Origin of the sequence: Salinivibrio sp. MA427 (assembly GCF_001996115.1) — a bacterium.
GTDB classification, from domain to species: domain Bacteria; phylum Pseudomonadota; class Gammaproteobacteria; order Enterobacterales; family Vibrionaceae; genus Salinivibrio; species Salinivibrio costicola.
The window spans coordinates 1-10,583 of sequence record NZ_MUFH01000156.1; the positions used below are offsets into that span (position 1 = coordinate 1).

Consider the following 10,583-nt stretch of genomic DNA (forward strand, 5'->3'; position numbering starts at 1 on the left):
GTGTATGGCTCCACAAATGACTTATAAGTACCGACTCGGAACACGTGTGTGCTCACATCGAGCTTATCGAGTAGGTCCTTCCAATATAAGTTGTAACTGCCGTAACCTTGCAACATCACCATACCATTGGGCGACATCAGGACTTCATCGGCATAACTGGCCAAGTAATACTGGCTTTGACTGTAGGTGCCGCCAATTGCAATCACAGGTTTACCGCTGTCTTTGAAGTCCTCGATGGCTTTGGCGATATATCGTAGCTTGGTCAGACTAGTAGAAGGCATATCGCCTAGGCTTAAAACTAAGCCATTAATCTGTTCATCCGTCGCGGCATGGCGSAYGGTATCRACRATATCAAASARYACGTTYTCGGTTTCWAYCGGTTGTCCGAGCGCRTTGCGAGATAAGGTATCAACAGGACTTAAGCGCTGTTGTTGTTCAACAATAGGGCCGTCAATATTGAGTAGGAGCGCCCGTGGCTCTGGCTCACTTTGCGCCACTTTTGCGGTAGCGGGGTCCTTTGAGGTCAGCGGCGTATCGGCAGTAAAAGCAAAGTAGATTGCCACGATCACGCCTATGAAAAGGACGTTTAACAAAAGTTGGCGGGCGAAACTGAGAATACGCCACAACCATCGGAATAGGGATGCAATAAAGCGAAACAGTTTTTTCATACGTGAGTCCATCGGTGCATGTCGCTGATATCCTAGCTGATCAGAGCTCAGATCGATAGGCTATCAACCGCGTCATTGTTCTATAATACCGAGCGAAAGTCCTACCCAGATCAATAATTCACGATTTCATGTTGCCAGCTTGTAAACGAATGTTTGAAATCACGTGTCCGTCAGCGCTATAGTCTGGTCAGACCACAACAATAAGTGAGCAAGCGATGGAACAGCACCCTTATCCCCACATGCTAGCCCCGCTCGATCTTGGGTTTACTACCCTGAAAAATCGTGTCTTGATGGGATCGATGCATACCGGGCTTGAAGAAGCAAACGATGGTTTTAAAAAATTGGCGGCCTTTTATGCTGAGCGAGCCAAAGGTGAGGTGGGGCTCATTGTAACAGGCGGATTTTCGCCTAATTTTCGTGGCCGTCTAACCCCATTTAGTGCCCAGTTTAGCTCTGGACGCGCGGCGCGTGCACATCGCGCGATCACCGAAGCCGTTCATGAAAATGGCGGCAAAATCGCGCTGCAATTACTTCATGCCGGTCGTTATGCCTTTCATCCGTTTGCCCAAAGTGCGTCAGCGATTCGCGCGCCAATCAGTAAGTTCACCCCGTTTGAAATGAGCGAGCGGGCGATTTGGCGTACGATTAAAGCCTTTGGCCGCAGTGCCGCGCTTGCTCGCGAAGCTGGCTATGACGGGGTCGAGATCATGGGCTCTGAAGGCTACCTGATCAATCAGTTTTTCTGCCACCGCGCCAACCGCCGTTATGACCAATGGGGCGGGCCAGTCGACAATCGTATGCGGTTTGCGGTTGAAGTGATGCGAGCGGTGCGTCAAGCGGCCGGTGATGACTTTATCGTTATTTTTCGTCTGTCGATGCTGGATTTGGTCGAGCAAGGCAATACCTTTGAAGACGTGGTCACGCTCGCGAAAGGCCTAGAAAACGCAGGCGTCACTATTATTAACACCGGTATTGGCTGGCATGAAGCGCGAGTGCCTACTATCGCGACCCAGGTGCCACGAGGCGCATTTAGCTGGGTCACTGAAAAACTAAAAGGCGAGGTATCGGTGCCGTTAGTCACCTGTAACCGTATTAATACCCCAGAGGTTGCCGAGTCGATTCTCGCCAAGGGGCAAGCGGATATGGTCTCCATGGCGCGCCCATTCTTAGCCGATGCTGAATTCGTTGCGAAGGCCAAAGCCGACCAGTCGAATGACATTAATACGTGTATTGCCTGCAACCAAGCCTGTCTGGACCATGTCTTTAAAGGCAAGCGTGCCAGTTGTTTGGTTAACCCTAAAGCTTGTTATGAAACCGAGCTCGTGGCAACGCCTGTACGCCAAGTGAAACAAGTGGCGGTAATTGGTGGCGGAATGGCCGGGATAAGCTGTGCCACTGAAGCGGCTGAACGCGGACATGACGTGACCTTGTTCGAAAAAGCGGATCGGCTCGGCGGCCAGTTTAATTTAGCGATGACGATTCCGGGAAAAGAAGAATTTAAAGAAACCATTCGCTACTACCTTAGACGATTGGAAAAAGCAGGCGTGACGGTCAAGCTTAATCAAGCCACTGATGTCGATACATTGCGTGCGTTTGACGATATTGTTGTCGCCACGGGTGTGAAGCCACGCCGTCCCGCCATTGAAGGCATTGATCACCCGAGCGTTATTGATTATCAAACCTTTATTCGTGAACAGCCTGAGCTGGGGAGCCATGTCGCCATTATCGGTGCTGGTGGGATCGGCGTTGATGTCGCGACCATGATTACCGAACCCAAAAATCAAAGTTTGGACGCTTGGCTCAATGAGTGGGGAATCGATAAGACTATTACCCACGAAGGCGGACTCTACCCTGGGCACGATACGCTTAGCGACAAGCAGGTGTGGGTATTGCAGCGTCGCGAAGGACGAGTCGGAAAAGGTCCGGGCAAAACCACCGGTTGGATCCATCGAAAAACGTTACAAAAGCGTGGTGTGAATCTTGTCGGTGGCGTGAGCTACCATAAAATTGATGATGAAGGCCTGCATATCAGTGTTAAAGGAGAAGCACACCTGATCCCTGCCACCCAGATCATCTTGTGTGCGGGGCAAGAATCTGTGAATACGTTGGCCGAGCAGCTTGATGATGCCAATGTCTCTTACCATTTAATTGGTGGTGCCGAGCATGCGGGAGAGCTCGATGCGAAGCGAGCCATTCGCCAGGGGATTGAGACAGCCTTGGCGCTTTAGCGGCGGGAGTCTGTGCTAATATGCTGATATCCGCTCATGCAGTGAGCACTAAACGGTTAAAAAGGATAAACCATGGACGCACTTGATTTGCTATTAAAGCGCCGCTCTGTGCCACGATTAGCAGCGCCAGCGCCGAGCGGTGAAGCACTAGAAAACATTATTCAAGCAGGATTACGAGCCCCTGATCATGGCGCACTAACGCCGTGGCAGTTTGTGATTTGCGAGGGCGATGGGCTGACGCGGCTTTCAACCATTTTAGCCGAGGCAGCACAGGCCAACGGCGCGGATGAAACGGCAGTGAAAAATGCCAAAAACGCACCCTTTCGGGCCCCGATGGTGGTGGCCGTGATTGCGCGTACACGTGTGCATGACAAAGTACCGACCATTGAGCAGCATATTTCTGCGGGATGTGCGACGCATGCGATGCAAATGGCAGCGGTCGCACAAGGGTATCAGGGCTTTTGGCGCACTGGCGCATTTGCATACCACCCCGCTGTGAGAGAGGCGTTAGCCGTTGAAGGCGATGATCATATCGTGGGTTTTTTGTACTTAGGAACGCCTGATTGTGCGGCGGCTAATGCGCCTAAACGCGATACTAGCCAGTTTGTCTCTTATCTTTAAGTCACGAGAAGGGCTTGGTTAATCGAGTAAACCTGTGCATATGTACAGGTTTTTTATTGCGCCTCGATCGTGCTTTGCATACCATGCGGACAGCGACTGATAAAGAGACTCTGTCATGGCACGATTATTTATTGCGGAAAAACCGAGTTTAGGGCGCGCAATTGCCGCAGGCCTGCCTAAGCCTCATAAAAATCAGAAAGGATACATTGAAACAGGGCAAGGCGATGTGGTCACCTGGTGTATTGGTCACTTACTCGAACAAGTCGAGCCCGAGGCTTATGACAGCCGCTATAAAAAATGGCATCTGGCTGACCTTCCTATTGTGCCTCAACAATGGCAATTGCGCCCACGCAAAGCCGCCTCGGGCCAGCTGTCCGTGGTTAAAAAACTGATTAAGCAATTTGATCAGCTGGTTCATGCCGGCGACCCAGACCGCGAAGGGCAGCTGCTGGTGGATGAAGTGATTGACTATGCGAAGGTCAGTCAGAGCAAAAAAGCCAATATAAAACGCCTTTTGATCAGTGATTTAAACCTCTCTGCGGTGAAAAAATCACTCAGCAACATGCAAGACAATAAAGGTTACATGCCCTTATCTGTTTCCGCGTTAGCTCGGTCACGTGCCGATTGGGTCTATGGGATGAACCTAACGCGCGCTTATACCCTGCTAGGGCAACAGGCCGGTTATCAAGGCGTATTGTCGGTCGGGCGGGTACAAACGCCGGTGCTTGGCCTAGTGGTGCGACGCGATCAAGCAATCAAACATTTTATTCCCCATCCGTATTATCAGCTCGACGCCATCATGGCTCATCAAGGGAGTGAAATACGCGCGCGATGGCAGCCCAGTGACGCCTGCGCCAAATGGCAAGACGAGCAAGGGCGCGTACTTTCTCGGTCACTCGCCGACAATGTCGCCTATCGAATTACGGGGCAGCCAGCCACGGTCACTGACGCGGAACGTCAGCAGCGAAAGCAAGCGGCGCCACTGCCTTATAACTTGTCAGCCTTGCAAATAGACGCATCAAAGCGATTTGGTTTTAGCGCCCAAAAAGCCCTGGATGTGTGTCAACAACTGTATGAGCGCCACAAAATCATTACCTATCCGCGATCGGATTGTCGTTACTNGACGGGGCAGCCAGCCACGGTCACTGACGCGGAACGTCAGCAGCGAAAGCAAGCGGCGCCACTGCCTTATAACTTGTCAGCCTTGCAAATAGACGCATCAAAGCGATTTGGTTTTAGCGCCCAAAAAGCCCTGGATGTGTGTCAACAACTGTATGAGCGCCACAAAATCATTACCTATCCGCGATCGGATTGTCGTTACTTACCTAAAGGGCACTTCGCTGAGGCGCCCAAGGTGTTGGCAGCGATTAAAAAGGGGTGTCAGACACTGATCCAGGCTTGTGACAATGCGGATCCAAAACGCAAAGGCAAAGCATGGAACGATGCCAAAGTCGGTGCGCACCATGCGATTATTCCAACCGCGAAAGCTGCGCCTGCGAGCTTGTCAGGCGATGAAGCGAAAATTTATCAGCTGGTGGCGCGCCAATATGTGATGCAGTTTTATCCGCCTGCCGAGTATGCAGAAGGAAAACTGGTGTTCGATATTGCCGGTGGCTGTTTTATTGCCAAAGGCAAGGTGCTCACTCAAGCGGGCTGGCGCGCGCTATTGCCCTCCACGCAAACCGCAGACAGTGACGCCACGCCTTTGCCCTTAATGGAGAAAGGTGAGCAAGCGCAGTGTGAGCGTGGCGACATTAAAGACTGCATGACCGAGCCACCGGCTGCGTTTACCGAATCCAGCTTGTTACAAGCGATGACCGGCATTGGTCGCTATGTGCAAAACAAAGCACTGAAAGAGATACTGCGAGAAACCGATGGGCTCGGGACCGAAGCCACTCGGGCTGGGATTATTGAGCTGTTGGTAAAACGTGGTCTTTTGAATCGACAAGGAAAAACACTTCATGCGACAGCCAGTGGAACGGGATTAATTGATGCCTTACCCGACAGTGCGACCTACCCGGATATGACCGCTGATTGGGAGCGGCAGCTGCAAGATATGGCGGACCGACAATGCGCGTATCACCCCTTTATGCAAGCGTTAACCGACAAGGTCGCGGGCTTGATTGAAAGTGTAAAAACCTCACCACCGCCTGCCTCTTTGCAAGGTTTACCGGCTGCGCCGGCAAAAACATTTAAACGTAAAACACGGCGCACCAGCACTCGTCGTAAAGGAGCGGCGAAATCAACGGGTAAGACCGCGACACAATAACCGCACCAGTATACTCGAGCAAAAAATGCAGTGATCGCCCGACAACAGACTCGCTGCCACTAAAATAAATAGGCGGCGAGACAACCGACCAACGTCATCACAAATAAAAAGAGTTTTAATAGCTTGGGGTTCGCGGAGATAGCAAATCGTACCGCAATCCGTGCCCCGACCATGGTCCCTATCGCCAGGATCAGCCCTGGCGCCCAACGGACCAGATCATCAGCAATAAATACCAACAGTGAAAGAGAGGTGAAAGCTAAGGTGCATGCCAGTTTGAGCGCATTACCACGGACCAAGTCGTAGTGTAAGGTGCCACATAGCGCGGCGAGCAAAACAAATCCGACCCCTGCTTGTACGAATCCGCCATAAAAGCCTGCGAGCATAAGACCAAACCATGCGGTGGGTGTGTCAGCCACCTTTTTGACTGGCGTACCGGCGGGGGGGCCAAAAGTGGCTGGCTTAACCAGCATCACTACCGTCATGGTCAGCAAGGTACCGAGTAGCAAGGGTTTGACCCAACTGGTTGGCAACCATGCAGCGGCCAATGCGCCGCACAAGCCCCCGATTAAATTCGGTATCAATACCGGAATGATATCCTGAGTATCGAGCTTGTCATGTTGACGAAACCCGCTCATCCCTGACGCACACTGTAGCCATACCGCCACCCGATTGGTGGCGTTGGCGACATCGGCAGGCATGCCCATCACCATCAATGCAGGTAATGTTAGGTTAGAGCCACCACCCGCGAGGGTATTGATAATCCCGGCGATCACGCCCAAGCTCACCAAGATAAAACTGTATTCGAGACTGATCGCCATACACGCTCCTTGTTTGCAATCTCTTGTGTTTTTTGGATAAAGGCGGTTCGATTGTATCGCCAATGTGTGTATGTAACCGTTTGATCTTACGCATACTGAGCCTGTGTAATGCGGTGAAACTGACCGGTAACACTGGCGATTCTCTCTATGCCCTTTATAATCACGTGCTACACCTGAGGTTTTTGGTTAATGTTCGCTCCATAAGCAGGGCGAGATAAGGTTGTACCAGGTCATGCAGCAAGCTGTTCCATCGGCACTTGATAAAGTCGCCCGCCGCTCGGCGCGAGTCGGATTCATTTATAATGTGGTTATCTCCGTGATGGTCTTCATGTTTGCGGTGGTTTCCGTGGAGTTTTGGCTATATCAACAAGCCCATGACCAAGAAGTAAAAGACGTTCGTAACGCCTTGTTGGCCTACCGCTCGCGGATTGAGCTTAAAGTGACGCAGAATGTCGATTTAAGTCATGGACTGACCACCTATATCAGCTTAAATCCAGATCTGACGCAAGACCAATTTTCTCGCTTTGCCAGCCAGTTAAAAGCCAAATCTCCTCATATCCTCAATTTTGGTGCCGCGCGTAATTGGGTGATCAGCCATGTGTATCCTGAGAACCTAAAATCATCGTTAGTCGGGACGCGTTACCATGATGTGCCTGAGCAATTAGCCAGTGTACGTGCGGCGTATGCCTCCAGTGAGCCCGTGATTTCAGGGCCGGTCGATCTTCTTCAAGGCGGAACCGCCTTAATTGCACGTCAATCGATCATCAATCAAAACACAGGGTTACCCTGGGGCGTGTTATCCACGGTGCTCGATATTGATAGCCTTTTCTCCGCAAGCTTTGCCGAAGGCGAGGCGTATCCAGTGCGTGTGGTGTTGCAAGAAAAATCGACCGCCGAGGGGAGGTTTACCCCCATTTACGGTGAGCCTTCGATCTTAACGCAGTCCCCTGAATCCGTCGCAGTGAGCTTGCCTTCCGGCCACTGGCGCTTATTGGGGATCCCGCAAGACGGTTGGAAAAGTTTGCACCCTCACCCCATGGTATGGGGAGTTGGCTTGATTATCTTAGGGTTTTGGCTCGGCGGATTATATGCTCGATTAAATGCTGGACGCAGCTTTGCGCAGTCGATTGGTCGCATGGTTGATGATAGTTACCGCTTTAGGAGTATCTTTAAACGCCATGATGCGGTGATGATGTTACTGGATGCCAAAAGTGGCGAAATTTTAGATGCTAATGACAGTGCCCAACGTTTTTATGGCTATGACCATGCAACGCTCACAGCGATGCGTATCAACGAGATTAATACACAAGTCGACAGCACCCTCAAGCAGAGCCTTTCACAGGCGAGACAGCGCGAGAAAAACTGCTTTATTTTTGAACATCGGCTAAAAAACGGTGAGAGTCGCCAGGTCGAGGTTCATTCATCCCCGATCACCGTTGGTAACGCACGTCTGCTGTTCTCGGTTATCCACGATGTATCTGAACGGTTAGAGGTTGAACGTAAGTTGATGCTCAATGCGAAAATCTTTGAGCAATCGAGCGAAGGGGTGCTGATCACGGATGCGCAAGGTGCTATCGTCGCCGTCAATGGTGGCTTCAGTGCGATCACCGGGTATCAAGAAGAGGATGTCGTCGGCGCAATGCCATCCATTCTGAATTCGGGCCGTCATGACGCACATTTTTTCGCCGAAATGTGGCAGCAGATACATCAAGAGGGACATTGGAAAGGCGAAATCTGGAATCGCCGCAAAGATGGTATCGTGTATCCACAGCTTCTCTCAATCAGTGTGGTAAAAGATGACGCCGGTGACGTGGTGAATTATATCGGTGTTTTCTCTGATATCACCCAGCTTAAAGACTCAGAAAAAAAACTGATTGATTTGGCCCACTATGACTCGCTAACCGGATTACCGAATCGCCTGCTGCTTACGTCGCGCATTCGTCAAGCGATGAATAGGCAATCGGTCCAGCGTAACCAGCTGGCGTTGATGTTTCTCGATCTTGACCAGTTTAAGTTCGTCAATGATAGCCATGGCCATACCGTCGGTGATGAGCTCCTTAAATTAGTCAGTCAGCGCTTAGAGGGTCTGTTAGAGGAGGGCGATACCTTAGCCCGCCTCGGTGGCGATGAATTTGTGATCCTACGGGTGATTCATGCTGATGATAATGCCTGTATTCGCTTATCTGAAGATGTGATCCATGCCATGAATCGCCTGTTTATGCTCAAAGGTGGGATCGACGCTCAAATCGGTGTCAGTATCGGCATTGCCCAATATCCAGAGAATACCGCGAGTACCGATGATCTGCTGACCTTTGCCGATTCGGCGATGTATCACGCGAAAAAATCGGGGCGAAACACCTATGCGTTTTACAATGATGCGTTGACGGTAGAAGCGAATCACAAGTTACGTTTGGCGGTCGAGCTACGTCAGTGTGTGCAAAATGAAGAGTTAGAATTATATTACCAACCCCAGGTCGATCTGGTGACCGGCGATATTATTGGCGTCGAGGCGTTATTGCGTTGGCATCACCCAGAGCGGGGGCTGTTATCACCGTTTCACTTTATTGATGTCGCCGAAGAGCGCTCGATTATCCACGATATCACACAGTGGGTGGTTGAGACTGGATGTCAGCAATTAAAAGCCTGGCAGGATGCGGGCCTCAACGTGTCTATGGCGGTGAATATCTCGCCGCGCAACCTTGCCGACGTGGCCTTTACGCAAGTGGTGTTTGAGGCCTTGGACCGCACCGGCGCCGATCCGCGCTTTTTAGAGTTAGAAATTACCGAAAATACCTTGATAGAAAACCAAGCCAACGCGTTAAAAGTGCTGGAGCAATTACGTGATAAAGGGGTTGGGATTGCGATCGACGATTTCGGCACTGGCTATTCATCGATGGCTTATCTCAAGCGCTACCCCATTTCAAAATTAAAAATTGATCGTCATTTCATTAAAGACATACAAAGCCAATCACCCGATGAACAAGAAGTGGCAATTGTGTCGGCTATGATTGCCATGGCCGATAGCCTTGGGATGGGGGTCGTTGCTGAGGGCATTGAGACCTTGCATCAACAGGCGATTTTGCATGAATTGGGCTGCACCTTTGGTCAAGGGTTTCTCTATCGCCGTCCTATTCCCGCCGTGGAGATGAGCGAATTGTTAGGTCTGGATCCAGAGGGAGAGTGCGGCGCGTAATCGGCTCCTCCTCTAACTGTCATCGCTCACAATTTTAGGGCGCAGAGGCAGGAATGATGTCAATGCCTTGCTGTTTTTTTACCCTGATAGAAAATGGCAAGGAGCACAATCATGACTTTTTTCTTTCCTCGACAGCGGCTGGCCATCGCGGTAGCGGCCTCGTTGACTATGGCAGCGTCGTTTTCCACTGCGGCGGCCCCGCATATCACGGTAACCACAGCAACGACACAGTCTGATCGACCGCTTGATCCCAACGCCCCAGCGGTCTTCTCGTTAGGTAAGAACACCTACCAAATCAGTGTGGAAGGGATAGCAGGTGACTGTCAGGCCGCGTCTCCCGAGAACGCGAAATTTAATACGCCTATTCCGCTTTCTTGCCAAGATCAGACAAACTTTGAACTTACCGTGCGTTTTGCTGGGGATTACGGGTTTTATTATCAGCCAGAGACGGAAACAATCCGCGTTAAACGTGAACCGAAAAAGACCGCATCAAGGTTTAAACGCCCGTTGCCCGATGTCCAGTGTCACCGCTATCAAGGTGGGCCGGTCACCCTCTCTTTGGGAGAGAGTTTTGCCGATGGCACGCAATTAAAAGAGGCGCTCAGTGGCCAGGTTGTCACGGTGAAAAATCACAGCGTGACGCTCACCCCAGCCTCTGAAAGTGGTGGGTTGGTGTTGCTCGCCCCGGTTACAGCACCAGAGCCAGATTTTACCTATCGCAATGCAAACATTTATTTTGTCATGGTGGACCGATTCAGTAACGGCGATCCGAGTAACGATCACAGC

The 10,583-nt window shown here is 51.1% G+C and carries 6 protein-coding genes and 1 pseudogene; 5 read left to right on the forward strand and 2 right to left on the reverse strand.

The genetic code is table 11. The annotated features are described in order from the left end of the window. On the reverse strand, nucleotides 1–668 hold a 668-nt coding region (locus tag BZG79_RS10390; protein WP_199877720.1), incomplete at its 3' end, for a S49 family peptidase. A 215-nt stretch (nucleotides 669–883) separates the two neighbouring features. Here BZG79_RS10390 and BZG79_RS10395 point away from each other — a divergent pair. The 3 genes from BZG79_RS10395 (at nucleotide 884) to BZG79_RS16690 (ending at nucleotide 5,786) form a co-directional block, all read left to right on the forward strand. After that, nucleotides 884–2,896, forward strand: a complete 2,013-nt coding sequence (locus BZG79_RS10395; protein ID WP_077774341.1) for an NADPH-dependent 2,4-dienoyl-CoA reductase — start codon at nucleotides 884–886, stop codon at nucleotides 2,894–2,896. A 72-nt stretch (nucleotides 2,897–2,968) separates the two neighbouring features. Next, the gene (locus BZG79_RS10400; RefSeq protein WP_021022292.1) at nucleotides 2,969–3,517 is read left to right on the forward strand and encodes an NAD(P)H nitroreductase; all 549 of its coding nucleotides are present in this window, start codon (nucleotides 2,969–2,971) and stop codon (nucleotides 3,515–3,517) included. A gap of 115 nt (nucleotides 3,518–3,632) precedes the next feature. After that, entirely contained in the window at nucleotides 3,633–5,786 is a 2,154-nt protein-coding gene (locus tag BZG79_RS16690; protein ID WP_077774342.1) for a DNA topoisomerase III, read from the forward strand. Between the two features lie 59 nt (nucleotides 5,787–5,845). On the opposite strand, the gene BZG79_RS10410 is transcribed toward BZG79_RS16690, so the two are convergent. Then, a complete protein-coding gene (locus BZG79_RS10410; protein ID WP_077460376.1) occupies nucleotides 5,846–6,604 on the reverse strand; it encodes a sulfite exporter TauE/SafE family protein in 759 nt (252 codons plus the stop codon). Between the two features lie 232 nt (nucleotides 6,605–6,836). Between BZG79_RS10410 and BZG79_RS10415 the strand changes: the two genes are divergently transcribed. Together BZG79_RS10415 and BZG79_RS10420 are read left to right on the forward strand one after the other, a co-directional pair. After that, nucleotides 6,837–9,797 carry an EAL domain-containing protein gene (locus tag BZG79_RS10415; protein WP_077774343.1) on the forward strand — a complete coding sequence of 987 codons (2,961 nt, stop codon included), beginning with the start codon at nucleotides 6,837–6,839 and terminating at the stop codon, nucleotides 9,795–9,797. Nucleotides 9,798–9,908: 111 nt separating this feature from the next. Beyond that, nucleotides 9,909–10,583, forward strand: a pseudogene (locus BZG79_RS10420) (alpha-amylase); the annotation flags it as partial.

Excerpts from the sequence above, each read along its gene's own strand:
- BZG79_RS10395 (WP_077774341.1), top strand. The coding sequence starts at position 884 with ATGGAACAGCACCCTTATCCCCACATGCTAGCCCCGCTCGATCTTGGG.
- BZG79_RS10400 (WP_021022292.1), top strand. The coding sequence starts at position 2,969 with ATGGACGCACTTGATTTGCTATTAAAGCGCCGCTCTGTGCCACGATTA.
- BZG79_RS10410 (WP_077460376.1), bottom strand. The coding sequence starts at position 6,604 with ATGGCGATCAGTCTCGAATACAGTTTTATCTTGGTGAGCTTGGGCGTG.
- BZG79_RS10415 (WP_077774343.1), top strand. The coding sequence starts at position 6,837 with ATGCAGCAAGCTGTTCCATCGGCACTTGATAAAGTCGCCCGCCGCTCG.